21 protein-coding genes are annotated in these 25,439 nt (G+C 69.6%); 13 read left to right on the top strand and 8 right to left on the bottom strand.

All coding sequences use genetic code 11. The features are described from left to right. Positions 1–11 precede the first annotated feature (11 nt). The 4 genes from A4W93_RS14245 to A4W93_RS14230 are packed head-to-tail and all read left to right on the top strand — an operon-like array spanning position 12 to position 6,365. On the top strand, positions 12–821 hold the full coding sequence (locus tag A4W93_RS14245; RefSeq protein WP_085751229.1) for a transporter substrate-binding domain-containing protein: 810 nt from the start codon (positions 12–14) through the stop codon (positions 819–821). Continuing rightward, positions 818–2,170 (top strand): NTP/NDP exchange transporter, encoded by a 1,353-nt coding sequence (locus A4W93_RS14240; RefSeq protein WP_085751228.1) that lies wholly within the window; start codon positions 818–820, stop codon positions 2,168–2,170. Before A4W93_RS14245 ends, A4W93_RS14240 begins: the two co-directional genes overlap by 4 nt. Further along, a complete protein-coding gene (locus A4W93_RS14235) occupies positions 2,167–5,109 on the top strand; it encodes a PEP/pyruvate-binding domain-containing protein (protein ID WP_085751227.1) in 2,943 nt (980 codons plus the stop codon). The genes A4W93_RS14240 and A4W93_RS14235 overlap by 4 nt, the downstream gene beginning before the upstream one ends. Continuing rightward, entirely contained in the window at positions 5,106–6,365 is a 1,260-nt protein-coding gene (locus A4W93_RS14230) for a serine hydrolase (RefSeq protein ID WP_085751226.1), read from the top strand. The genes A4W93_RS14235 and A4W93_RS14230 overlap by 4 nt, the downstream gene beginning before the upstream one ends. Here the strand turns inward: A4W93_RS14230 and A4W93_RS14225 are convergent. Further along, on the bottom strand, positions 6,338–8,320 hold the full coding sequence (locus A4W93_RS14225) for a phospholipase D-like domain-containing protein (RefSeq protein ID WP_085751225.1): 1,983 nt from the start codon (positions 8,318–8,320) through the stop codon (positions 6,338–6,340). The genes A4W93_RS14230 and A4W93_RS14225 overlap by 28 nt on opposite strands. Positions 8,321–8,706: 386 nt before the next feature. On the opposite strand from A4W93_RS14225, the gene azu reads away from it, so the two are divergent. Beyond that, a complete protein-coding gene (gene azu, locus A4W93_RS14220) occupies positions 8,707–9,159 on the top strand; it encodes an azurin (protein WP_085751224.1) in 453 nt (150 codons plus the stop codon). A 96-nt stretch (positions 9,160–9,255) separates the two neighbouring features. Here the strand turns inward: azu and icd are convergent, their stop codons facing one another. Then, positions 9,256–10,509: an NADP-dependent isocitrate dehydrogenase gene (gene icd / locus A4W93_RS14215; RefSeq protein ID WP_085751223.1), complete on the bottom strand. Its 1,254-nt coding sequence runs from the start codon at positions 10,507–10,509 to the stop codon at positions 9,256–9,258. A gap of 128 nt (positions 10,510–10,637) precedes the next feature. Between icd and A4W93_RS14210 the strand changes: the two genes are divergently transcribed. Continuing rightward, positions 10,638–11,084, top strand: coding sequence for a DUF192 domain-containing protein (locus A4W93_RS14210; RefSeq protein ID WP_085751222.1), 447 nt, complete (start codon positions 10,638–10,640; stop codon positions 11,082–11,084). Between the two features lie 97 nt (positions 11,085–11,181). On the opposite strand, the gene A4W93_RS14205 is transcribed toward A4W93_RS14210, so the two are convergent. Both A4W93_RS14205 and xseA read right to left on the bottom strand, forming a co-directional pair. Beyond that, positions 11,182–11,763: a superoxide dismutase gene (locus A4W93_RS14205; RefSeq protein ID WP_085751221.1), complete on the bottom strand. Its 582-nt coding sequence runs from the start codon at positions 11,761–11,763 to the stop codon at positions 11,182–11,184. 78 nt (positions 11,764–11,841) lie between these two features. Beyond that, positions 11,842–13,206 (bottom strand): exodeoxyribonuclease VII large subunit, encoded by a 1,365-nt coding sequence (gene xseA, locus A4W93_RS14200; RefSeq protein WP_085751220.1) that lies wholly within the window; start codon positions 13,204–13,206, stop codon positions 11,842–11,844. 391 nt (positions 13,207–13,597) lie between these two features. Here xseA and A4W93_RS14195 point away from each other — a divergent pair, with 391 nt between their 5' ends. The 7 genes from A4W93_RS14195 (at position 13,598) to A4W93_RS14165 (ending at position 18,346) form a co-directional block, all read left to right on the top strand. Continuing rightward, positions 13,598–14,245 carry a MotA/TolQ/ExbB proton channel family protein gene (locus tag A4W93_RS14195; protein ID WP_085751219.1) on the top strand — a complete coding sequence of 216 codons (648 nt, stop codon included), beginning with the start codon at positions 13,598–13,600 and terminating at the stop codon, positions 14,243–14,245. Positions 14,246–14,270: 25 nt separating this feature from the next. Beyond that, positions 14,271–14,690: an ExbD/TolR family protein gene (locus A4W93_RS14190; protein WP_085754170.1), complete on the top strand. Its 420-nt coding sequence runs from the start codon at positions 14,271–14,273 to the stop codon at positions 14,688–14,690. 10 nt (positions 14,691–14,700) lie between these two features. Then, positions 14,701–15,741: a tetraacyldisaccharide 4'-kinase gene (gene lpxK / locus A4W93_RS14185; RefSeq protein ID WP_085751218.1), complete on the top strand. Its 1,041-nt coding sequence runs from the start codon at positions 14,701–14,703 to the stop codon at positions 15,739–15,741. Between the two features lie 17 nt (positions 15,742–15,758). Next, the gene (locus tag A4W93_RS14180) at positions 15,759–15,959 is read left to right on the top strand and encodes a Trm112 family protein (protein ID WP_085751217.1); all 201 of its coding nucleotides are present in this window, start codon (positions 15,759–15,761) and stop codon (positions 15,957–15,959) included. Next, positions 15,956–16,708, top strand: coding sequence for a 3-deoxy-manno-octulosonate cytidylyltransferase (gene kdsB, locus A4W93_RS14175; protein ID WP_085751216.1), 753 nt, complete (start codon positions 15,956–15,958; stop codon positions 16,706–16,708). Before A4W93_RS14180 ends, kdsB begins: the two co-directional genes overlap by 4 nt. A gap of 156 nt (positions 16,709–16,864) precedes the next feature. Then, complete coding sequence (gene adk / locus A4W93_RS14170; RefSeq protein ID WP_085751215.1) at positions 16,865–17,518, top strand: adenylate kinase; 654 nt, start codon at positions 16,865–16,867, stop codon at positions 17,516–17,518. A gap of 69 nt (positions 17,519–17,587) precedes the next feature. Further along, complete coding sequence (locus tag A4W93_RS14165; protein ID WP_085751214.1) at positions 17,588–18,346, top strand: 3-hydroxyacyl-CoA dehydrogenase; 759 nt, start codon at positions 17,588–17,590, stop codon at positions 18,344–18,346. 18 nt (positions 18,347–18,364) lie between these two features. Here the strand turns inward: A4W93_RS14165 and A4W93_RS14160 are convergent, their stop codons facing one another. The 4 genes from A4W93_RS14160 to A4W93_RS14145 are packed head-to-tail and all read right to left on the bottom strand — an operon-like array spanning position 18,365 to position 25,438. Continuing rightward, positions 18,365–21,178 carry a TonB-dependent receptor plug domain-containing protein gene (locus tag A4W93_RS14160; protein WP_085751213.1) on the bottom strand — a complete coding sequence of 938 codons (2,814 nt, stop codon included), beginning with the start codon at positions 21,176–21,178 and terminating at the stop codon, positions 18,365–18,367. Positions 21,179–21,186: 8 nt separating this feature from the next. Further along, a complete protein-coding gene (locus tag A4W93_RS14155) occupies positions 21,187–23,043 on the bottom strand; it encodes an ABC transporter ATP-binding protein (protein ID WP_085751212.1) in 1,857 nt (618 codons plus the stop codon). Continuing rightward, positions 23,040–24,458 carry an ABC transporter permease gene (locus A4W93_RS14150; protein ID WP_407081709.1) on the bottom strand — a complete coding sequence of 473 codons (1,419 nt, stop codon included), beginning with the start codon at positions 24,456–24,458 and terminating at the stop codon, positions 23,040–23,042. The genes A4W93_RS14155 and A4W93_RS14150 overlap by 4 nt, the downstream gene beginning before the upstream one ends. Further along, on the bottom strand, positions 24,455–25,438 hold the full coding sequence (locus tag A4W93_RS14145; protein WP_085751210.1) for an ABC transporter permease: 984 nt from the start codon (positions 25,436–25,438) through the stop codon (positions 24,455–24,457). Before A4W93_RS14145 ends, A4W93_RS14150 begins: the two co-directional genes overlap by 4 nt. Position 25,439: the final 1 nt, after the last annotated feature.

Below are 25,439 nucleotides of genomic sequence, written 5' to 3'. Positions count from 1 at the left end.
AGGAACCTTCGATGAAACGACGCATCGCCCTCGGCGCGGCCGCCGCCCTCGCCAGTCCCTGGGCCCTCTCCGCCACCCCTCGCCCGGCCCGCCACGAACCCCGTACCGCCCTGGGCCGCATCCGCCACAAGGGCACGCTCACGGTGGCCGTCATCCCCCAACGCCCCTGGTTCTTCGCCGACAACGATGCACGCTGGACCGGCCTGGACGTGGATGTCGCCAACCGCCTGGCCGCCGACCTCGGCGTGAAGCTCGCGTTCGTGCACAGCACCTGGGACGGCATCGCCGACGACGTGGCCCTCGGGGACGCCGACCTGGCCGCGAGCCTCTGGCCCACGGCACGCCGCGCCCTGACCCTCGCCTTCAGCGACCCCTACGCGGCGACCCAGGTCACACTGATCGCGCACCGAGAGAAATCGTCGGGGCTGCGGCGCGCCGCCGACTTCGATCGCGCCGAGGTGATCCTCGGCGTCACCGAGGGTCTCGCCAGCCGGGTCGCCCGACAGCGCTTACCGAACGCCTCGATCAAGCCGTTCGCATCGGAAGCCGCCACCTGGCAGGCCCTGCTGGCAGGCGAACTCCATGCGGTCGCGGCACAGACCCCGCTGCCGGAGGCCCTCGCCGCCGAAGGGCATCCGGCCCTGTCGATGCCCTTGGCCGAGCCGTTGACCCGCCGGCGCGAGGGTTTCGCGGTGCGCGCCTCCGATGCAGACCTGCTGCTGTACCTCAACGCGTGGCTCCGGCACCAGGAGGACGTGGGGTGGCTGCCAGAACGCCGCCTCGCCTGGTTCGGCAACACGCCCGCCCCGGCCGCGCCATGACGCCGCCGGCCACCGCAGCCGCGCGCCCTTCCCGCCTGCTGGAGCGCTCGCTCCGGCTCTTCACCGACGTGCGCGACGGCGAGGGCCCGCAGGTGCTGCTGCTGGCCCTGAACGTCTTCCTGATTCTCGCGGCGTACTACGTGATGAAACCCGTGCGCGAAGCGTTGATCCTCGCGCAGCCCGGCGGCGCCGAGATCAAGAGCTACGCCATGGCCGTCCAGGCGGCCATGCTGCTGGCCATCGTGCCGCTGTACGGGGCGCTCGCGCGCCGCATGGACCGCCGCCGGCTCATCAACGTGGTCACGCTGTTCTTCATCGCCTGCCCGCCGGTGTTCTACGTGCTCTCCGGCCGCGGCATCGGCGTGGGCGTGGCGTTCTTCCTGTGGCTCGGCATCTTCAGCCTGATGGTCATCGCCCAGTTCTGGGCCTACTGCAACGACCTCTACACCCCCGAGGCCGGGAAGCGCCTCTTCGCGCTGATCGCCTTCGGCGCCTCCAGCGGCGCCGTGTTCGGGGCGTTCATCTCCGGGCACCTGATCCACGTGGTGGGCGTGCGTCCGCTGATGCTCGTGGGTTCACTGGTGCTCGGCACGAGCCTCGTGCTCTTCAACCTCATCGACCACTTCTCGGGCAGGACCGTCGTCCGCCCGCCGCACGCGGAAGACGCCGCCAAAGGCCTGGGCGACCGCAACCCGTTCGCCGTGGTCCTGCAGAACCGGTACCTGCTCGGCATCGCGCTGCTCGTACTGGTGCTGAACTGGGTGAACGCGTCAGGTGAGTACATCCTCGGCCGCATCGTCCGCGAAGGCGCCGAGGCCCAGGTCGCCGCCGGCCTGCTCGAACGCGACCGCACCGGGGTCTTCATCGGCGGCTTCTACGCCAGCTACTTCCAGGTCGTGAACCTGCTCGGCATGCTGCTGCAGCTCTTCGTCGTCTCGCGCCTCGTCAAGACCCTCGGGGTGGCGGTGGCGATCTGCGTGCTGCCCATCGTTGCGTTCGGCAGCTACCTCGTGGCCGTGCTGATGCCGGTGCTGGCCGTGGTGCGCTGGGTCAAGACGGCCGAGAACTCGCTCGACTACTCCCTGCAGAACACCGTCAACCACATGCTGTACCTCCCGCTCTCGCGCGAGGAGAAGTACAAGGGCAAGCCCACCATCGACTCGTTCTTCGTGCGCATCGGCGACCTGTTCTCCGCGGCCACCGTCTACGCCGGCACGGTCTGGTTCACGCTCGGCGTGTCCGGCTTCGCGCTGATGAACCTCGTCCTCGTGGGCCTCTGGCTCGCGCTGGCGGTCTGGGTCGGCCGCCGCTTCCACCGGCTCGTGCCGGCCCCTCAGGAGCATCCATGACCCCGACTCCCCTGCTCCGCGCCCTGCTGCTCGGCGCCACGCTGGCCGCGTGTCCCCTGTTGCCGTCGGCCGCGCCCCCGAAGCCCGCGCACGACACCGCGACCTACCGCGCCTGGATCGACGGGATGAAGCGCAACGACCGCGGCCCGTTCTCCGGCGTGCGCTGGTACTGCAAGGACGGCACCGACTGGCCGCCGAAGGCGTACGCCTGTGCATCGCGTGGCGGCGGCATCCAGCACGGCCAGTGGAGCGCGCAGACCCGCGAGCTGCGTGCGCGCGGCTGGCTCGTCGCCAACGTGCTGGCGCTGCCCCCGAAGGAGAAGGTGGTGTTGCCGGCCGACCCGGTCGATGCCCAGGCGCAGCTCCTGATCGAGAAGTACCTGATCGCCGCCGACGACGGCTGGATCTTCCGCCGCGCCCAGTACTACCGCGGCGCCGTGCAGGAGGAGGACGAGCGCCAGGGCGCCCACGACCTGCTCGTCGCGCTGGCATCCCGTCCCGACTGGATCGACGGCCGCTGGGTGATGCTGCGCGCCTCCGCCCGCCTGCTGCCCCATGGCCGCGACGAGGCGTCGATGCAGAAGGTGCGGCAGACGGCGGCGTCGCTCGCCGACCGCGACGCGGGCTTCCAGCGGCTGCGCGCGAAGATCCACAACGCCCCCGAGGCCGGCGACGCGGCATCGGTGCGCGAGTACGCTGGACACGTGAAGGACGCCGACCAGCGCACACGCCTGGAAGGTCTCGCTGCCGACATCGACGCCGTGTACCGCCCTCGCCCGCTCGCCGACGATCTGGCCGCCACCGCCCGTGCCGTGGGCTCGCGGGAGCCGGTGCTGCACCAGGCGCTCGCCGACACCGGCCGCGCCTGGTCGGCCGCCGGGACCGACGTGGACCGTTTCGGTGTCACGGCCACGCTGCTCGCCTCGTTGCGCGACCTCGCTCCCACCGTGAAGTCCGGCACCGACCGCCTGCAGGTGATCGACCTCTCGCTCGCCGCCGAAGCGGAGAACCTGCGCCTCGGCTCGGTCCTGCGCGACACGATGGCCTCGGCCTCCCGCCAGGCGAACCTTGCCGTGCTGCGGGCCGGTGTCCAGGCCACCTACGGCACGGGCCTCCTGGGCCGCCGCCAGGTGGAGGCCCTGGACACCTCGCTCGACTCCGTGAAGGCCGACGAGGTCGACCTCGCCACCTACCGCGCCGCACTCACCGACCTCGCGCGCGTGCCTGCCTGGGGCACGCAGACGCTGCGTTTCCACTTCGGCCTCGCCGCAGCCAAACTCGCCGAGATCGAACCGAAGGCCGACCTGTTCGTGCAGGACCAGGTGCGCGGCAGCCCGCTGCTGCTCTTCAGCCAGGTCCTGGACGGCCTGACCCGCGACGCCAACCGCGCCGCGGGCGTGCAGCACAAGGTGTTCGGCCGTGACGTGGGCGTCGGGTTCACCGCGCTCAACCCGGGCCTCGCCCGCGGCACACTCGTGACCCGGCCCGACATGAAACGCCTCGACGCCTTTCGCGCGACGAGCATCTACGTGCTCCCCGAGACCGTCGCCGAACTGACGCCGGTCGGCGGCATCCTGACCACCGGCGCGGGCAACCCGCTCTCGCACGTGCAGCTGCTCGCGCGCAACCTCGGCATCCCCAACGTCGCCATCGACGAGTCGGTGCTGGGTCTGCTGCAACCGAAGGACGGCAAACCCGTGGTGTTCGCGGTGAGCCCGGCGGGCCTCGTGGAACTCGCCGACGACGGCCCGCAGTGGAACGCGGTCTTCGGCCAGGCCGTGGCCTCGGGTGGCAACGAGGTGTTCGAGGCCGACCTCGGCAAGCTCGACCTCACGCGCCGCGGCTTCATCAGCCTCGACGACCTGCGTGCCACCGACTCGGGCCGCATCGTGGGCCCGAAGGCGGCGAAGGTGGGCGAACTGCGCTCGCGCTTCCCGGACCACGTCGTGAAGGGTGTGGCGATCCCCTTCGGCCTCTACCGCCAAGCCGTGCTGGAGCGGCCCTACAAGAGCACCGGCAAGACCTTCTTCCAGTGGATGGTCGAACGTTTCCGCGCACTCGAAGCCCTGCCCGCCAACTCGCCGGACGCCGAACGCGCCTCCGAGGCGCTGCGCGCGGAGATCTACGACACCATCCTGCGCACCGACCCTGGCCCCGAGTTCCGCGACCGCCTGCGCGCCGCGATGGCGAAGGAGTTCGGCGCAGGCTTCCAGGGCGGCGTGTTCGTGCGCTCCGACACCAACGTGGAAGACCTCCCCGGCTTCACCGGCGCGGGCCTCAACCTCACGCTGCCCAACGTCGTCGGCTTCGAGGCGGTGATGAAGGCGCTGGCCTCGGTCTGGGCGTCGCCGTACACCCCGCGCGCCTGGGCCTGGCGCCAGGCCCACATGCGCGGCCCCGAGCACGTGTACCCCGCCGTGCTGTTGATGCAGACGGTGCCGGCCGAGAAGTCCGGCGTGATGATCACGCAGGACGTGGACTCCGGCGACCGCGGCGTGCTGTCGCTGGCCGTCAACGAGGGCGTGGGCGGCGCGGTGGAAGGCCAGGCGGCCGAGTCGCTGCGCGTGCGCACCTCGGACGCCCGTGTGCGCCTGATGGCCGTCGCCACGGCCCCGACGCGCATGGTGCCGCAGGCCTCGGGCGGCGTGGCGCTGCTGCCCGCCACCGGCGCCGAGACGCTGCTGCAGCCCGCCGAGATCCGCGCGCTGATCGACTTCGCCGCGCAGATCCCCGCGCAGTTCCCGCAGCACGACGCGAATGGGGGCCTCGCCGCCGCCGACGTCGAGTTCGCCTTCGTGGGCGGCAAGCTGTGGCTGCTGCAGATCCGCCCGTTCAACGAGAGCCGCCAGGCCCGCGGCAGCCAGTACCTCGCGGGCATGGACCGCGCGCTCGCCGACCCGCAGCAGCGCCGAGTCAACCTGAAGGAGCGTCCGCAATGACCCTTGCCCGACTGGCCGCCGCCGCCCTCGCCACCGCGGCGGCCCTCGCCCACGCCTACCCGCTCGACGCCTACGAATCCACCGGCATTCGCCGCCTCGAAGGCCTGCGCCTGGCCAATGAAGGCAAGGTGCGTGACGTCAAGCAGCCACCGGGCGCGATGCTGCCGCTGGCCGACGTGGACCTGCGCCTCGTGGGCAAGACCTGGGACCTGCCCGCCCCCGACCCGCAGTTCACCCGCCAGGTGCAGGCCCTGCTCGACGGCGGCATGGACCAGTACGGCCTGGGTGTGCTCGACCTCGCCGACCCGGACCATCCGCGCTACGCCGAACACCGCGGCGACCACAAGCAGAACGTCGGCAGCGTCGGCAAGATCGCCGTGGCCCTCGCGCTGTTCCAGGCCCTCGCCGACCTGCACCCGAACGACACCGCGGCACGCATGAAGCTGCTGCAGTCCACCACGGTCACGGCCGACGGCTTCTCCCAGTGGGACCACCACACGGTGCGCTTCTACGACCCGGCCACGAAAAAGCTCGTGCGCCGCACGATCCAGCCTGGCGACCGCGCCTCGCTGCTCGAGTACGTCGACTGGATGCTCTCGCCCAGCTCCAACTCCGCCGCCGGCATGGTGATGCGCGAGGCGATGCTGGTGCGCCAGTACGGCACGGCCTACCCGCCACCCGAACCCGAGATCAAGCGATTCTTCGCGGAGACCCCGAAGAAGGACCTCACCGCCCTCTTCGAACGCACGTTCTTCGAACCCATCACGCGCAACGGCCTCGACCTCGACCAACTGCGCCAGGCGAGCTTCTTCACCGCCACCGGCAAGCGCCTGGTGCCGGGCCCCGGCGAGAGCTACGGCACGGCGCGGGAGCTGATGCGCTACCTGCTGCGCGTCGAGCAGGGACGCCTCGTCGACGAATGGTCCAGCCGCGAGATCAAGCGGCTGCTGTACGTGACCGAACGGCGCATCCGCTACGCCTCGTCGCCCGCGCTCGCGAACGCCGCCGTGTATTTCAAGTCGGGCTCGCTGTGGAAATGCTCCCGCCCCGGCGCCTGCGGCGAGTACCGCGGCGACGTCGAGAACTACATGAACTCGATCGCGATCGTCGAGGCCCCGGCCGCCACGCGTGAGCAGTACTACATGGTCACGCTGGTCACGAATGTGCTGCGGAAGAACTCGGCCGCGGAACACCAGGGCCTGGGCACCCGCATCCAGAAGCTGATGGCTCAGCCGCCGCGGCCGCTCGCGAAGTAGCGCGTCAACGCGCCCTTCTCGCCTTCCACGTAGGGTTCCAGCCACGAGTCGTCGCCGTCCAGGAACCCGGACCAGCCCTTCTGCCGCTTCTGCTGGCGCTCCGACTGGATCGCCCGGAACCGGTAGTGGTCGTAGACGTCGAGCACGTGCACCGCGTACGCCTCGGCGAGTGCCTGGTCGCCGGTGACCATCACGAGGTTTTCGTCGTTGCAGTACGACGCCTTGAAGCCGAGGTTGTGGCTGCCGAGGACCACCGTGCAGTCCGGCGACAGCGGGTCGATCACCACCACCTTGTCGTGGATGATGGCGCCGATGCCCCCCTTGGCCGTGAGCTGCTCGGCGCCGAAGTCAGCCAGCAGCGCCCGGTCGTCGATGCGCGAGGCGCGCACGATCGACACGTTGTGCTCGAAGAACGTGCGGGGCGCCTCGGCGGCCTCGTCGTCGCTGTCGTCGTCCGGGTCGTTCTTCTGGGCCGGCACGTAGTTCGGCATGGCCTGGGCACTGGAGACGGCGCCCGTCACCACGAGCCGCCCGTCCTTGCGGCCGATCTCGATCGCCTCGCCGATGATGCAGTCCTTCCCGCTCTGGGCCGGGTAGAACGCGAGGAACAGGATGGCCTGCCGCGCGAGGCGCATGCGCCGGTACACCTCCTGCAGGTCGGGCGGCGTCTTCTTGCCCTTGGTGCGCTGGCGCATGTTCGGCGAGAACCACAGGTCGATGCGCGCGCCGTTCGCGAGCGCCACCGAGTCCGGCGCCTCGTTGGCGATGCGCAGCGGCAGGCCCGGCTGGTTCTTCGACATCGGCCGCCCGAACGGATCGGGCACCTCCAGCTCGTCGTCCTTCAGCCGGTGCCAGTAGTCCATGAACACCTGGGCGACCCGGTCGTCCTCGATCAGCAGCGCGTTGTTGCTCTGGCCCGCCACGCCGGTCGACGTCCAGTTGGTGCTGCCCGTGAACACGGAGCGTGGCCCACCGTCCGCCGGCACGTGGACCACGAACTTGTTGTGGCCGATGTGGGTCGCGTTGTTGAACAGCCGGTGCTGGATGTCCACGCCCGCATCGACCAGCGCGCGCCTCGCCGGCGCGTTGCGGCGGTCCCACTCGCCGTCGTCGAGTCCCGTGTTCGCGAGGATCAGGTGCAGCCGCCCGGCATTCGCGAGCAGCAGGTCGACCAACTCCTTGTCGTCGAGCTCGTACAGCGCCAGGTGGAACGTCCCCGGCCGCGCGAACAGTTCGTGGATCAGCGGCAGCACGTCGCCCGCGAGGTACTTGCGGTGCGGATCGTGCGGGTTCGAGATCTTCTGGAACAGCTCGTCGGGGGTGATCCGGCCGTCCTCCATCAGCACGTTGCGCAGCCACTGGGCAGACAGGATGCCGTTGGTGAACGTCGAGCGGAACACGCCACGCCGGCTGGTCGCGCGCACGGGGGCCGTCTTGACGGCCGGCCCCAGGTAGCCGAGCGGGCGAGGCTTGCCCTCGTAGGCCTTCACCACCTCCATGACGGGGCGGTGCTGCGCGTCCTCGACCGGGCGGCCGCGGGCATCGCGCCGGACCACCTCGACATCCGCTGGCGTGGGATCGGGCGCGGGTTCCAGGCCGTCCACCAGGTCACCCACCGGCCGCACCTCGTAGTGCACGAACACCTCGGCGGGCCGCAGGCGCAGACCGTCGCGCTTCTTGCGCAGCGTGAGGTCGCGCCACTCGAGCTTCTGGACGGGCCAGATGCCGGTGTGCTGCGGCAACCAGTGCGGGTTGCGCTGGCCGGGGAAACCGACCCAGCTCGCGCACCGCACGCGGTCCTCCTTGCCGTCCCGCAACGCGACGGTGCCGTCCGCGTTCAGGTAGACCCGGGTGACCTCGAAGCCGAGGCAACCCTCGATCGGGCCGTCCAGGTTCCAGGCGATGTACGCCACCTCGTTGTTGGCGTACGCACAGGCATTGACGATCTGTCCCATGGGCCCCTCCCTTGCCGCGGTGTGCCGGAACGGCCCCCGCCAGACGCCAAGATGAGCCCGGCGCGTGACAACGTGATGGCGGTCCGTTCGACACGCGCCGACGATGCCATCCCCTGCATCGCACGCGCATCCTCCACGTGGAGGACGCCGCGCCACGTCGGAACACACGCCCTCGTCGTAGTCGGCCCGCACGCCGTTGAGCCGCCAGTCCCCGATCAAGCGCCCGCGCAGCGAGGCCGGGCTGTGGTTCAGGATGGTCCGCGCTCGCATTGCAGCAGGCCGCTCGGCCGGTTTCGTTCGATTCCTTGATCTGATCGAAGTGGCGCCCACGGCACCTGCGGCATGCTGGACGCACCCGAAACCCAAGACGAAACCAAGGAACGACGATGAAGGTGAAGACCACCGCGGCCCTGCTGCTGTCCACGCTGCTGGCCGCCCCGGTGCTGGCCGCGACCTGCGAGGCCGACCTCGAGGCCAACGACGCGATGCAGTTCAACAAGGCCAGCCTCGCGGTGCCCGCGAGCTGCAAGAAGTTCACCGTGAAACTCAAGCACGTGGGCAAGCTGCCCAAGACGGCGATGGGCCACAACTGGGTGCTGACGAAGGCCGCCGACGCCCAGGGGGTGGCCGCCGACGGCATCGGCGCGGGGCCGGAGAAGGCGTACGTCAAGGACGGCGACACCCGCGTGATCGCCCACACGAAGGTCATCGGTGGTGGCGAAAGCGACGCCGTCAGCTTCGACATCGCCAAGCTCAAGGCCGGCGAGAACTACGCGTGGTTCTGCTCGTTCCCGGGCCACGCCGGCATCATGAAGGGCACGCTCGCGGTCACGAAGTAGTCCCCGAGCCCCTCCAGCGAAAAACCCCGCGCGCCTTCGCAGGCCGCGGGGTTTTCTCATGGGAAACGAACTCCGGGACGGGCCCGGAGCACGAGATCACATGTGGTCGATCATCACTTGACCGAAGCCCGAGCACGACACTTGCGTCGCGCCGTCCATCAGGCGGGCGAAGTCGTACGTGACCTTCTTCGACTCGATGGACTTTTCCATCGAGCTGATGATCAGGTCGGCCGCTTCGGTCCAGCCCATGTGGCGCAGCATCATCTCGGCGGAGAGGATCTCCGAACCCGGGTTGACGTAGTCCTTGCCGGCGTACTTCGGGGCGGTGCCGTGGGTGGCTTCGAACATGGCGACGGAGTCGCTCAGGTTCGCGCCCGGGGCGATGCCGATGCCGCCGACCTGCGCGGCCAGGGCGTCGGACACGTAGTCGCCGTTCAGGTTCAGCGTGGCGATGACCGAGTACTCGGCCGGGCGCAGCAGGATCTGCTGCAGGAACGCGTCGGCGATGGAGTCCTTGACGGTGATTTCACGACCCGTGTTCGGGTTCTTGAACTTGCACCACGGGCCACCGTCGATCAGCTGGGCGCCGAATTCCTTCTGGGCCAGGGCGTAGGCCCAGTCACGGAAGCCACCTTCGGTGTACTTCATGATGTTGCCCTTGTGGACGATGGTCACGCTCGGCTTGTCGTTGTCGATCGCGTACTGGATCGCCTTGCGAACCAGGCGCTCGGTGCCTTCGCGCGAGACCGGCTTGATGCCGATGCCCGACGAGGCGGGGAAGCGGATCTTCTTGACGCCGAACTCGTCCTGCAGGAACTTGATCAGCTTCTTGGCCTTGTCGCTCTCGGCTTCGAACTCGATGCCGGCGTAGATGTCTTCCGAGTTCTCGCGGAAGATGACCATGTTGGTCTTCTCGGGTTCCTTGACCGGGGACGGCACACCCTTGAAGTACTGGATGGGGCGCAGGCAGACGTACAGGTCGAGTTCCTGGCGCAGCGCGACGTTCAGCGAGCGGATGCCGCCACCGACCGGGGTGGTCAGCGGGCCCTTGATGGACACGACGTACTCGCGCAGGACCTGCAGCGTCTCTTCCGGCAGCCACACGTCGGGGCCGTAGACCTTCGTCGACTTCTCGCCGGCGTAGATCTCCATCCATTCGATCTTCTTCTTGCCGCCGTAGGCCTTGGCCACCGCTGCATCGACCACCTTGATCATGACCGGCGTGATGTCGGCGCCGGTGCCGTCACCTTCGATGAACGGGATGATGGGCTGATCCGGAACGTTCAGGGAAAAGTCGGCGTTGACGGTGATCTTCTGCCCGCTGGCGGGCACTTTGATGTGCTGGTACATGATTGCTCCGGTCGATGCAATGGAAAGATGGTGCTGGATAAGCCCACCGCGGATTCTATGCCAGCCCCGCCCCGTCTGCGCCTACGCCCCATAATCGCGCACAGCCCCAATCGCAGCCCCCCGCACCGATGAAACCGATCCGCACCCTCGCCTGTCTGTTCCTCACCGCGCTGTCCCTCGGCGCCGCCTCCGCCCAGGTCCCCCAGGACCTGCCCGCGATCAAGCTCGGCGCGGGCATCCACAACATCCGTGCGCAGGTCGCCCAGACGGACGAGCAGCGCACCATCGGACTGATGCACCGGCCCTCGATGCCCCACAACGACGGCATGCTGTTCGTGTTCCCGGTGGCCGCGCAGCAGTGCTTCTGGATGAAGAACACGCTGCTGCCGCTGTCGGCCGCGTTCATCGCCGACGACGGCACCGTCGTCAACATCGAGGACATGAAGCCGCAGACGCTCGACTCCCACTGCTCGACCAAGCCCGTGCGCTTCGTGCTCGAGATGAACCAGGGCTGGTTCGCCAAGCGGGGCATCAAGGCCGGGTCGCAGCTGACGGGCGAACCCTTCAAGCGCTGAGGCGCCACATCCCCACAAGGGAAAAAGGGCCGGTCATCGACCGGCCCTTTCCCATTCGGCGTCACGGGTCCCGCGGCCTGGGCCGCGGGACCGGCGTTCAGGCGAAGTTCTTTTCCGCGAAGTCCCAGTTGGCGAGGGACGTCAGGAACGTCTCGACGAACTTCGGGCGCAGGTTGCGGTAGTCGATGTAGTAGGCGTGTTCCCACACGTCGATGGTCAGCAGCGCCTTGTCGGCGGTGGTCAGCGGGGTGCCGGCGGCGCCCGTGTTGACGATGTCCACCGAGCCGTCCGGCTTCTTCACGAGCCACGTCCAGCCGGAACCGAAGTTGCCGACGGCGCTCTTCGTGAAGGCTTCCTTGAAGGCGGCGAAGCTGCCGAACTTGGCTTCGATGGCCGCGGCCAGCGCGCCCTTGGGCTCGCCACCGCCGTTCGGCTTCATGCTGTTCCAGAAGAACGTGTGGTTCCAGATCTGGGCGGCGTTGTTGTAGATGCCACCGGAGGACTTCTTGATGATGTCCTCGAGCGACAGGTTCTCGAACTCCGTGCCCTTCTGCAGGTTGTTCAGGTTCACCACGTAGGCGTTGTGGTGCTTGCCGTAGTGGTACTCGAGCGTTTCCTTGCTCAGGTGCGGGGCCAGGGCGTCCTGGGCATACGGCAGTGCCGGCAGGGTGTGTTCCATGCTTGTTCCTTTCAGGGTTTCGGGGGTTTGACCCGATGATTGTAGGCAGCGGATCCGCCCTTGTCGGGGAGGCCGGGTTTAGGTCGGGTCGACGTCCACCTGCCGCACCTCCGCGACCACCGCGCCGTCGGCCAGCACGGCCCGCACCGACTGGCCCGGCGACAGGCTCGCCGCCGCGGTGACCGCCTGGCCCTGCGCATCCTCCAGCCACGCGTACCCGCGCGACAGCACCCGCTTCGGATCGAGTGTTTCGAGGCGCGAACCGAGCGCGGCCAGCCGGGCCTGGCGCGTGTCGCGCGACACCGCCACCGCGCGCGACAGGCGTCCGGCGAGCGCGTCCAGCCGTGCCGGCTGGCGGGCGTGCACGACGGTGGTGGCCCGCAGCAGCCGCGCGGCGAGCGTGTCGTGGCGCTGCCCCTGCTCGCGCACCACCTGGCGCGTGGACGCGCCGAGGCGTTGCGCCAGCAGGGTCAGGCGCTGCGCATGCCGCCGCACGCCGTCGGCCGGCCGCATCAGGCGCATCGTCGCGCGGTCGAGGCGCTGGGCCTGCGTGTCGAGCACCTGGTGCACGCGGTTCGACATGACCCCGGCGAGCGTGGCCAGCACGGCCAGCCCGCCCTCGCGCGTGGGCGAGACGAGTTCGGCCGCCGCGGTGGGCGTGGGCGCGCGCACGTCGGCGGCGAGGTCGCTCAGCGTGACGTCGGTCTCGTGGCCCACGCCGCACACCACGGGCAGCGGGCACGCCGCCACGGCGCGCACGACCCGTTCATCGTTGAAGGCCCACAGGTCCTCGAGCGATCCGCCGCCCCGGCACACGATCAGCGTGTCGACCTCGGCGCGCCGCCCCGCCTCCTCGATGGCGGCCACGAGCGCCGGAGGCGCATCGGCGCCCTGCACCAGGCTCGGGTACAGCACCACCGACACATGGGGCGCACGGCGGCGCAGCGCGGTGAGCACGTCGTGCAGCGCGGCCGCGCCCAGCGACGTGACCACGCCCACCGACCGAGGGTACGGCGGCAGCGCCCGCTTGAGCTCGTCGTCGAAGAGCCCCTCGGCCTCCAGCCGTGCCTTCAGCCGCAGGAACTGCTCGAACAGCGCGCCGGCCCCGGCCGGCCGCATGGCCTCCACGACGAACTGCAGGTCGCCGCGCGGCTCGTACACCGCGACCCGGCCGCGCACCTCGACGAGCTGCCCGTCGCGCGGCACGAAGTCGAGCATCGCCGCCGTGCGACGGAACATCGCGCAGCGCAGCAGCGCGTTGCCCCCGTCGGCGTCCTTCAGGCTCAGGTAGCAGTGGCCGCTGCCGGCCTTAGTGAAGCCCGACAGCTCGCCCCGCACCGTGCACGACGCGTAGCGCGCGGCGAGCGTGTCCGCCACGGCATGCACCAGCGCGGCCACACCCCACACCATCCGCTCGCGACGCGGCTCCGCGGCGTCAATCATGGGGAAAACCAGCGTTGGCGCGGGCCGAGAACTCCACAAGCCCAGCCGATGCGCGTCGGCAGGACGCGGAGACCGTCACGGTGCTTTCACGATCGTGCAAGTGCTTGATTTTCAACAAGAATTTCATGCCTAAACTTTGAGCAATCTGATGAAGGCCCTGATTTTTCGCGGCTTCCGGCACTTCCCAGCCCGGTTGCCCACAAAGTTATCCACAGTTGCGGTGGACCTTTCGGAGAACTGCCGTCACCGGATTGCGGGCATACCCGGATGGCAACTACGAAGCGTTGCACAAGGGTGCGAACTTCGTGTTCCTTCAGGCCATAATCGCGCGTCTCCGCCCGGGCTCACCGGGCCCCCATCGCACGCGAGAAAAACTGCAAAGAGGACCGGATTGTTTTCGATCATACAAGCCGCTGGCTGGCCGATTTGGCCCTTGATTCTCTGCTCCATCGTCGCCCTGACGCTCATCATCGAACGCCTCTCGAGCCTGCGCGCCGCCCGCGTCGCGCCCGCGAAGCTGCTCGAGGAAGTGGTCTCGGTCACGCGCGCCCACCTGCCGGCCGCCGACGTGGTGAACAAGCTGGCTGACAACTCCATCCTCGGCAACGTGCTGGCCCAGGGCCTGCGTGTCGTGATCGCCGACCCGCGCATCACCGAGGAAGTGCTGCGCAACACGTTCGAGAACGCCGGCCGTGCCGCCGTCCACAAGATGGAGCGGTTCATGAACACGCTCGGGACCATCGCCTCGGCCGCCCCGCTGCTGGGCCTGCTGGGCACCGTGATCGGCATGATCGAGATCTTCGGTTCCCAGGCCCCGAGCGGCGGCACGAACCCGGCCATGCTCGCGCACGGCATCTCCATCGCGCTCTACAACACCGCCTTCGGCCTGATCGTCGCGATCCCGTCGCTGATGTTCTACCGCTACTTCCGCGGCCAGATCGACGCCTACACGCTCGAGATGGAACAGGCCTCCGAACGCATGGTGCCGCACCTGATGCGCTTCTCGGTGAAGAAGCCCGTCCCGACCAACGCGGGCTGAGCACGGGAAGCAACGAGACATGGCCATGAGGTTTCGCAAGCACCACCCCGAGGAACCCGAGATCAACCTGATCCCGTTCATCGACGTGCTGCTGGTGGTGCTGATCTTCCTGATGCTCTCCACCACCTACTCGAAGTTCACCGAGTTGCAGGTGACGCTGCCGGTGGCCGATGCCGACCGCCCGCGCGACAACCCGCGCGAGGTGATCGTCGCGGTGTCCAACGACGGGCGCTACGCCATCAACGGACGGCCGGTCACGGGCCGCTCCGTCGAGTCGCTCGCGGCCGAACTGACCGCGGCGTCCGAAGGCAACAAGGACACCCAGCTGATCGTGTCGGCCGACGCCGCCGCGGCGCACCAGACCGTGATCGTCGTGATGGACGCCGCTCGCCGCGCCGGGCTGCCGAAGCTCACGTTCGCCGCCCAGGGCAGCCAGGCGAACTGATCCCGCCCAAATGAGCTCACCGACCTTCGCCACGCGGCTTCAGGCCGCGTGGTTGCGCCGTGGCCCGCTGGCCATCGTGCTCTGGCCGGTGTCGCTGCTGTTCGGCGCCGTCGCGGCGCTGCGCCGTTTGCTCTTCCGCGCCGGCCTCAAGGCCACCGGTCACCTGCCCGTGCCGGTGGTCGTGGTCGGCAACCTGATCGTCGGCGGCGCCGGCAAGACCCCCACCACCCTCGCGCTCGTCGAGCTGCTGCGCCACCATGGCCGCACGCCCGGCATCGTCTCGCGCGGCTTCGGCCGCGAGGGCGATGCGGTGGTGATGGTGGAACCGGGTGATGCCGCCGCCACCGCGGGCGACGAACCCCTGCTGCTGCGCCTGCGCTCGCGCGCACCGGTCGCCGTGGGCCGCGACCGCATCGCCGCGGGTGAAACGCTGCTGTCACGTCATCCCGAGGTGGACGTGATCTTGAGCGACGACGGCCTCCAGCACCTGCGCCTCGGGCGCGATGCCCAGGTCATCGTGTTCGACGAACGGGGCGCCGGCAACGGCTGGCTGCTGCCGGCCGGCCCGCTGCGAGAACCCGTCACCACGGCCGTGCCACCACGCAGCGTGGTGGTCTACAACGCCTCCGCGCCGTCCACGCCCTGGCCCGGCCACGTGGCCCGCCGCGGTCTCGCGGGCGTGGTCGAGCTGGCCGCCTGGTGGCGCGGCGAGCCCGCGAACCTCGACGCGCTCCACGCGCTGCGCAACCGCCCCGTGCTCGCAGCGGCGGGCGTCGCGCGACCCGAACGCTTCTTCGGCATGCTGCGTGACACCGGGCTCACCGTCACCGAACTGCCCCTGCCCGACCACCACGACTTCGCCACGGTGCCCTGGCCCGCGGGCACACCCGACGTCGTCGTCACCGAAAAGGACGCCGTCAAGCTGCGTCCCGAGGCCTCCCACGGCACCCGCGTGTGGGTCGCCACGCTAGACTTTGCGCTCGGCCCCGCCTTCGAGGCCGAGTTCCTGCGCCTGCTGCCCCCCGCGGCCGCACGCCTGAACCCGATTTGACGAACTGGAGTCTCCCGATGGACACCCGACTGCTCGACCTGCTGGTGTGCCCGATCTGCAAGGGCCCGCTGGAACACCGCCGCCCGCCCGCCGACGAACGGCAGGAACTCGTGTGCAACGCCGACCGGCTCGCCTTCCCGGTGCGTGACGGCATCCCGCTGATGCTCGAAGCCGAGGCCCGCTCACTCGACGCGGCCCCGGCGGGAGCGCCGGCGTGACCTTCACCGTCCTCGTGCCCGCACGGCTGCAGTCCACGCGCCTGCCTCGCAAACCGTTGGCCGACCTCGCCGGCGTGCCGATGATCGTGCGCGTCGCGCAGCGCGCCGCGCTGTCTGGCGCCGCCCGCGTGGTGGTCGCCGCGGACGACGCCGAGATCACCGCGGCCTGCAGCGCCCACGGCGTCACGAGCGTGCTCACGCGCGCCGACCACGCCACCGGCAGCGACCGCCTCGCCGAAGCCTGCGAGCAGCTGGGCCTCGACGGCACCGACCTCGTCGTCAACGTGCAGGGCGACGAGCCGCTGATCGACCCCGCGCTGATCGATGCCTGTGCGGCCGAACTGGTGCACCGTCCCGAGTGCGTGATGAGCACGGCCGCCCACCCCATCGACGCGGTCGACGAGTTCCGCAATCCGAACGTCGTGAAGGTGGTGCTCGACGCCGCGGGCCGCGCGCTGTACTTCTCGCGGGCGCCCATCCCGTGGTGGCGCGACGGCTTCGCGAACGGTGTCACCGCCCTGCCCTCGCCGGCACCGCTGCGGCACATCGGCCTGTACGCCTACCAGGCGGGCTTCCTGCGCCGCTTCCCCACACTGGCGGCCAGCCCCCTCGAGGCCGTCGAATCGCTTGAGCAGCTGCGGGTGCTGTGGCACGGCGAACGCATCGCGGTGCACGTCACGGCCGACCGGCCGGGGCCCGGTGTCGACACGCCGGAAGACCTCGCGCGCGTGCGTGCCCTGCTCGGCTGACCGCGCGCTGACGGCCCGCGTTTCATCGAAGCGTCACCCCGGGCATCCTCCAGGGAGGCGCGCCCGGTGCGCATGCTATTCTCGACCCCATCGCCGCACGCCGCTCGCCGGGTCGTCGCGGCCAAAGATTTTCCAAAAAAACCGAGGTATTTCCCCATGAGACTGATCCTGCTGGGCGCACCAGGCGCCGGAAAGGGCACGCAAGCGGCATTCATCTGCCAGAAGTTCGGCATTCCGCAAATCTCCACGGGCGACATGCTGCGCGCGGCCGTCAAGGCCGGCACGCCGCTGGGCGTCGCCGCGAAGAAGGTGATGGATGCGGGCGGTCTCGTGAGCGACGACATCATCATCGGCCTCGTCAAGGAACGCATCACCCAGTCCGACTGCGCCAACGGCTTCCTGTTCGACGGCTTCCCGCGCACCATCCCGCAGGCCGACGCCATGAAGGAAGCGGGCGTCAAGCTCGACCTCGTGCTCGAGATCGACGTCCCCGACTCGGCCATCATCGAACGCATGAGCGGCCGCCGCGTGCACGTGGCCTCGGGCCGCACGTACCACGTCAAGTTCAACCCGCCGAAGGTCGCGGGCAAGGACGACGCCACCGGCGAAGACCTGATCCAGCGCGACGACGACAAGGAAGAGACCGTGCGCAAGCGCCTCGACGTCTACCAGAGCCAGACGCGCCCGCTCGTCGACTACTACTCGTCGTGGTCCGCCACCGGCGACGCCAACGCCCCGAAGTACCGCAAGATCTCGGGCACCGGCACGGTCGAGGAAATCACCTCGCGGGCGCTCGCGGCGCTCGCCTGACCGCCACCGGCACCGCACCGAAGGCCGCTCGCTGAGCGGCCTTTTTCGTTTCGAGGAAGGACACGGCCCATGGACATCCGCTCCCACGTCTTCATCGTCACCGGCGGGGCCTCGGGGCTCGGCGAGGGCACGGCCCGCCTGCTCGCGGCCCACGGCGGCAAGGTCGTGATCGCCGACATCCAGGACGCCGCCGGCCAGGCCCTCGCGACCGAACTGGGCGGCGTGTTCGTGCACTGCGACGTCACGCACGAGGAAGACGCCGAACACACCGTGGCGGCCGCCCTCGAACTCGGCACGCTGCGCGGCCTCGTCAACTGCGCCGGCGTCGCGCCCGCGGCCAAGACGGTGGGCAAGGACGGCGTCCACCCGCTCGGGCTCTTCGACCGCACCGTGCGCATCAACCTGATCGGCACCTTCAACATGATCCGGCTCGCGGCCGAGGCCATGTCGGCCAACGAACCGCTGGCCACCGGTGAACGCGGCGTGCTGATCTCCACCGCGAGCGTGGCCGCCACCGACGGGCAGATCGGCCAGGCGGCCTATGCCGCGTCGAAGGCGGGTGTGGTGGGCATGACCTTGCCCATCGCGCGCGACCTCGCCCGCGTGGGCATCCGCAACATGACCATCGCACCAGGCCTGTTCGCCACGCCGATGATGTCGGGCATGCCGCAGGCGGTGCAGGACGCGCTGGCCGCGATGGTGCCGTTCCCGAGCCGACTGGGCACCCCGGACGACTTCGCGAAACTGGTGCGCCACATCATCGAGAACGACATGCTCAACGGCGAGGTGATCCGCCTGGACGGGGCCGTGCGGCTGGCCCCGCGTTGAGCGACCACCCGCCGGCGGTCAGAGGAACTTGTACTCGAGCGAGAGCCGCACCGTGCGGCGGTAGGCGTCGGACAGGCTCTGCGGAATGATGCCACCGCCCGATTCGTCGATGGCGCGCAGGTCCAGCGGCGGCCGCGTGTTGAGCAGGTTGCGCACGTTCAGGCCCACCACCATGTTCTTGATGCCGGTCCATGCAAAGGCCCAGTCGAGGGTGACCTGATAGCGCACGCTGCAGTCCTGCGCGGTCCAACCATACGAGGCGCAGGCCTCGGTGGTGTAGAGGGAGTCGTAGTAGTCGCTCTGCAGCTTCGTGCCACTGGTGAAGTTGAGCCGCAGTGCGTTGCTGTACGGCCCCGACTCCAGCGCGGTGGTCAAGTAGGCGCGCCAGCGCGGGTAGCCGTAGCGGCCCGCGAGGTTGTCGCCGTAGTCTGCGTTCGCGGTGCTGTACTGCCGGAAGGTGTCGAGGAACGTGGCCTGCAGCGACGTCGTTACGGCCCCCACCGACGTGAGCGAGCGGCTGCGCAGACCGATGTCCACACCCTGCGCGAGCGTCTTCGCGCTGTTCTGGTATTGCCCGAAGGTGCCCGACAGCGCGCCGGCGGTCACGCCGTACATCACCTGCTCCGCGGCCGAGAAGCTGCGGTCGTTCGTCAGGCCCACGCGCTGCACCTTGCCCGCGCCCTCGCCGTCCTCGCTGTTGATGAGGCTCTGCGGGGTCATGTAGCCGATCTCGTCGCGGCGCTGGATGCGCCACGCGTCGATCTCGACCTGGACGTTGTCGACGGGCTCGAACACCATGCCGAGCGTGGTGCCGAGCGAGGTCTCGGGCTTCAGTTCGGTGTTGCTGCCACGCACCGCGGCGACCCCCGCGACGCACTCCTGCGTCTCGACGATGTCGGCCCGGGCGATCAGCGGCACGCGCGCCGGATCGCCTTCGGGCAGCGCGTTGGCCTGCGCGCGCAGGTCGGTCGCGAGCGCGGTGGCCTGTGGGCAGCGCTTCGGGTCGACGATGTTGTTGTCGTAGGAATAGAGCGTGGTGGTGGAGCTCTCGACGAGGTTCGGGGCCCGGAAGCCCGCTTCCACCGTGCCGCGCAGCAGCAGCGACTTGGTGGGCACGAACCGCAGGCCCACCTTCGGCGAGAGGTTCACGTCGAAGTTCGGGTACTTGTCGAGGCGGGCCGCGGCCTGCATCTCGAGCGTCTCGGCCAGCGGCAGGTTCACCTCGGCGAACAGCGAACCGAAGGTGCGCTTCCCGTGCGTCTCTGCCACGCCATAGCCAACGATGTCGCCGCTCGCGAGGTTGGCCGACGGCGTGATGTCGAGCGACTCATGGCGCAGGTCGAAGCCGAGCGCGATGTCGACCGGGCGCCCCTGGATCGCACTGACCGGCCCCGACACCTTGCCGTCGACGAACGCCTGCTTCATGCGGCCGGTGTGCGTGAAGACGGGGAACAGCGCGTTCAGCACGTCGGCGCTGTTGGGCTGCCCGATGCGGTAGCCGCGGTTGAAGAACAGCGGGTCGTGCGCGAGGTTGTAGTCGCCGATGAGCGTCTTGAACGCGCTGTCGCTGTAGGCCCCGCGCGTGTCGTTCACGACCGTGCTGCCCATCACGCCGGCGGCCCCCTCCCAGTCGAAGCCCCGGTGCAGCCCGCGCAGGCCGCCCAGCACGCGGTAGGCCTTGCTGTCGACCTTCTGCTGCGAGTTGGCGTCCGAGAATCGGTAGCGGAAGTCGACCTCGTCGATCCCCGTCGGGTTGAGCGGATGCTCCTTCGGGAGGCCGCGTTCGTAGAACTGGCGCGTGGCGCCCGTGCTGGGGTCGAACCAGCTCGAGAAGCCGCCGAGGCCGTACGCCGGGTCCGCGAGCGTGTAGAGCGTCTGGTTGCTCGACACCATCACTTCGCCGAACCCCTGCAGATCGGGCTGGATGTTGATCCGGCCGTTGAGCAGCAGGTTCGCTCGTTCGCTCGACGGCTGCGCCTCGAGGCGCGAGTAGCGGTCGTACATGCACAGGCCGTCGATCGTCTGGGCCGCCGGGCAGCCCGCGATGGCGCCACCGGCTTCGATGATGTTGCCGGGGTAGCTGTACGTGGACGGTGAACCGAACGACGGGAAGTAGTTCGGGATCGCCGGATCGAGCTTCGTCATCACGTCGCTCCACATCACGGACGACCGCTTGTAGAACTCGACGTTCATCATCACGTTGAAGCCGTCCTCGGCCAGATCGCCGAAGCCCGCGGTGAGGCCGGCGGTGGACGCGCGGAAGTCCTGCGCCTCGGTGGACTGCTCGTGGCTCGCGCGCAGCGTGAGGCCCGTGAAGTTCTGCTTCGTGATGATGTTGATCACGCCCGCGATGGCGTCCGAGCCGTACACCGCGGAGCCGCCGTTGCGCAGCACCTCGATGCGCTCCACCGCGGACAGCGGCAGCGCGTTCACGTCCGTGACCATCGTCGGGTCGTCGTGCATCGCGTACGGCGCGAGGCGGCGCGAGTTCAGCAGCACGAGCGTGGCCTGGGGCCCGAGGTGGCGCAGCGACACAGCCGAGCTGCCGGCCGCGTACGAGGCCCCGCTCGTGATGTCGGACAGCGTGCGGTTCGACCCGGTGGGCAACTGGCTCGTGCCCACCAGCGAGTCGAGCACCTCCTTGACGGTGGCGAGCCCCGTGCGCTCGATGTCCTTGCGGGTGAGCACGAGGGTGGGCGTGGCCGTCTCGTTCTCGACCCGGGAGATGTTGCTCCCGGTGACCTGGACCTTCTCGAGCGTGACTTCGTTCTGGGCGGCGGATGCGTTCGCCCACAGGGCGAGCACGGCGAGGCTGATGGCGGATCGCTGCATGTGTACTTCTACTTCTGTTCCCGGTTCCCGCGGATCGAAGCATCGACCCGGGGCACGGCCGCCAACAGCCGTTGCGTGTACCCGGAGCGGGGATGCGAAAGCACCTCCTGCGCCGGCCCGGTCTCCTCGATCCGTCCCTGCCGCATCACCGCGATGTGGTCTGCGATGTATTCGACAACCGATATATTGTGCGTGATGAACAAGTACGAGACATGCAACTCGCGCTGAAGTTCGGCCAACAAATTGAGGATCTGGGCCTGAACCGACACGTCGAGGGCCGAGGTGGGCTCGTCGCACACGATCAGCCGGGGTTCCACCGCGAGCGCGCGGGCGATCGCGATGCGCTGCCGCTGGCCGCCCGAGAACTCGTGCGGATGCCGCGACAGCGCGTCGGCCCGCAGGCCCACGCGATCCACCAGCTGCACGATCCGGGTGCGCCGCGCCGCGGCATCGAGGTCCGGTCGCAGCGCCACCAGGCCCTCCTCCAGGATCTCCTGCACCCGCAGCCGCGGGTTGAGGGACGCGAACGGGTCCTGGAAGACGATCTGCACCGCTGCGCGCACGCGGCGCAGCGCATCGCCTTCGAGGGTGAACAGGTCCCGGCCCGCGAACATCGCCTTGCCCGAGACGTCGGCCTGCCCGCGCAGCAACTGCACGATGGCCTTGCCGGTGGTGGTCTTGCCTGACCCCGACTCGCCCACCAGCGCGAGCGTGCGCCCGACCCCGATCGACAGCGACACACCGTCCACCACGGTGGTCGGCGGCCCGCTCCGACGCAGCCAGCCGCCACGGCCCGCGTAGCGCACGGTCAGGCCCGTCACCTCCAGCAGTGTCCCGGTCGCGTCCGTGGCGGCCACGGGTGGCACCGAGGCGGCCACCTCGGCCGAGGCCAGCACCGGCCCGCCATCGCGGTACAGCAGGCAGCGCACCTCGCCGCCCGACGTCAGTTCCACCATCGCGGGGGGCGTGCCCGCACAATCGGGCATCACGCGGTCGCAGCGCGGCGCGAAGCGGCAGCCGGTGAACGCGGTCGCGAGCGACGGCACCGTGCCCGGGATGGCCGCGAGCCGTGCGCCGCGCTTGCGAGCGTCCGGCAGAGCACGCAGCAGCAGGTGGGCGTACGGATGGCGCGGCGCGCGGAAGAACTCGGAGGCCTCGGCCACCTCGACGATCTGCCCCGCGTACATCAGCGCCACGCGGTGGGCCATGCCGGCCACCACCGCCAGGTCGTGCGTGATCAGCAGCAGGCCCATGCCGCGCTCGCGCTGCAGGTCGCGCAGCAGGTCGAGCACCTGGGCCTGGATCGTCACGTCGAGCGCCGTCGTGGGTTCGTCGGCGATCAGGAAGTCGGGCTCCGCGGCCAGCGTCATCGCGATCATCACGCGCTGCTTCTGCCCGCCGCTCAGCTGGAACGGGTAGTCGTCGATGCGCCGCGCAGGCTCCGGGATGCCCACGCGCTCGAGCCACGACAGCGCCCGGTCCCGCGCCGCCGCGCCACGAAGCGCCGTGTGCGCCTCGATCGCCTCCACGATCTGCTCGCCCACCCGCATCACCGGGTTCAGGCTCGTGCCCGGCTCCTGGAAGATCATCCCGAGCCGCCCGCCCCGCACTGCGCGCATGCGCGACTCGGGCAGCGACAGCAGCTCCTGCCCGTCCAGCAACACGCTGCCCCGGGTCACCTGCCCGTTCTCGGGCAGCAGCCGCATCAGCGCGAGGGCCGTCATGCTCTTGCCACAGCCGGACTCGCCCACGAGCGCGAAGGTCTCGCCCTGGCGCAGGCTCAACTGCAGCGCGTCGATGGCCCGCACGAGGCCGGCGTCGCCGTCGAGGTCGACCCGCAGGTCGGCGATGTCGATGCGGCTCATCCTCCGGCCTCCTTCGCGGACACCGGCCGCCGCGCGCGGAACACGCGGGCCCGCGGATCGAAGGCATCGCGCACGCCGTCGGCGAACAGGTTCGCCACCAGCACGAGGCTCACCATGAACCCGAAGGCCGCCGCGAAGGACCACCACACGACCGGGTCACGCGACATCTCGCTGCGCGCGAGGTTGATCATGCCGCCGAAGCTGTTCATCGTCGGGTCCACGCCGACGCCCACGTACGACAGCACCGCCTCGTAGAGCACGAGGGCCGAGAAGTCGAGCACGGTGCTGATGACGACCAGGTGCACGACGTTCGGAAACACGTGGCGCGCCATGATGCGCCACGGCCCCACGCCGAACGCGGTGGCGGCCTGCACGTACTCCAGCTCGCGCAGCTTCAGGGTCTCGGCCCGCACCAGCCGGCACAGCCCGGCCCAGCCGGTGAGCCCGAGGATCACGCACAGCAGGAAGAGCCGCAGGTCGGCGCGCTCGGCCCCGGTCTCGAACAGTTCCGGATGGGTGTCGAGGAACACCTGCATCATCAGCACGCAGGCCGCGATCAGCAGCACGTTCGGAATCGACGACAGCACGGTGTAGAGATACTGCACCGCCTCGTCCACCCAGCCGCGGAAGTACCCCGCGACGATGCCGAGGCCCACCGCCAGCGGCAGCGTCGCGAGCGTCGACAGCGTGCCGATCACGAACGCGGTGCGCACGCTCTTGAGGGCCTGGTACAGCACGTCGTTGCCGGTGCGGTCGGTGCCCAGCACGTGGTAGTGCGGCGCGAGCGACACCACGGCACCCACCAGCGCGCCCAGCACGGTCACCGTCAGCAGCGCGGTGCCCCAGGGCACGGCCGTCTCGCCGCGCCGGGCCCGGCCGAAGCCAGCGCGCCCCATCGCGAGCCATCCCACTGCCAGTGCGAACGCCCCGGCCGCCACCGCGCCCGCGACGAGCCCGCCCAGCGCCCGCACCAGCACGTCCCCCGTGCGCTCCGTGGTGTCGTCGACCAGGTGCGCGCCCCCGTGCAGCAACCTCGGGTACACCCGCTCGGTGCCCACGGTCGCCTTCGCGAAGGCCCGCGACGCGAGCGGCGCCGAGTACGTCACCTCGCGGCCCCGCACCAGCGGGTCCAGCACGACGTCGAGCCCCGACTCCACCCGGGTCGCATACGCCACGGCGTTCCCGCCAGCGGTCGGCAGCGCCCGCCGGAAGTGCAGGCTGTCGGCCACGGCCACCAGCAGGAACACGCCCAGCACCACCGCCGAGCAGAGCGCGGCCGGCTGGCGGAACACCTTGAGCCAGTCGCGGCGGCGCTGGGCATCGCCCCGCACGCGCCACGCGACGAAGCCGAGCGCCACCACGAGCAGCAGCACCGCCACGTCCGACCACAGCAGGACCAGCTTCGGCCACATCATTGCAACCTCACGCGCGGATCGACCCACGTGTACGCGACGTCGACGAGGACGTACGATGCGACGTACAGCAACGAGCCGATGAAGACCATCGAACGCACGATGGCGAAGTCCTGCCCGGAGATGGCCTCGATGGCGTACGCCCCGAGCCCGGGGATGCCGAAGAAGCTCTCGAACACGAGGCTGCCGAGGAACACGTACGGCAGGTAGCTGCCCGCGCTGGTGATGATCGGGATCAGCGCGTTGCGCAGCACGTGCCTGCCGAGCACCACCGCCTCGCCAAGCCCCTTGGCGCGCGCGGTGCGCACGTAGTCGCGCCCGATCTCCTCGAGGAACATCGCGCGGTACAGCCGCCCTTCCGTGCCCAGGCGCGACAGCAGCGACAGCAGCATCGGCAGCACGAGGAACCGCACCGCATCGAGACCGCCCGCCCAGCCCGAGATGGGCACGAGCCGGAGCACCCGCGAGAACAGGAACTGCCCGACGATGATGTAGAACAGGCTGCTGATGGACAGCATCAGCACGCACAGCACCACGCCCCAGAAGTCGATGCGGCTGTTCTTGAAGAACACGAGCACGAGCGCGAACCCCACGCTCGCGATCACCTGCAGCACGAACAGCGGCACGGCGAGCTGCAGGCTGACCACCATGCGCTCGCCGATCTCGTGGCCGATGTCCGAGGCGCCGCTGGCGTCCGAGCGCCCGAACTGCAATGCGAAGAGGGACACCGACCGCTCCCAGAACACCGTGTTCGTCACTTGGCGCAGGCCAGTCTCCTTCGCGTTCACGTACAGCGGCTTGTCATAGCCGCGCTCGGCCTTCCACTTGTCGATCTGGTCTTGCGTGACCCGCTTGCCGCCAATGTTCAGGCGTGCCATGTCGTCGGGCGTGTTGACGGTGAAAAACAGCGCGAAGGTGAGCAGGTTCACGCCCACGAGCACGAGCAGGCCGTAGAGAACGCGGCGGACGAGGTAGCGGCCCATC

The organism is Piscinibacter gummiphilus (assembly GCF_002116905.1).
Classification (GTDB): domain Bacteria; phylum Pseudomonadota; class Gammaproteobacteria; order Burkholderiales; family Burkholderiaceae_C; genus Rhizobacter; species Rhizobacter gummiphilus.
Note: the sequence above shows the minus strand (reverse complement) of the source record. Positions and strands in the feature narration are given on the sequence as shown.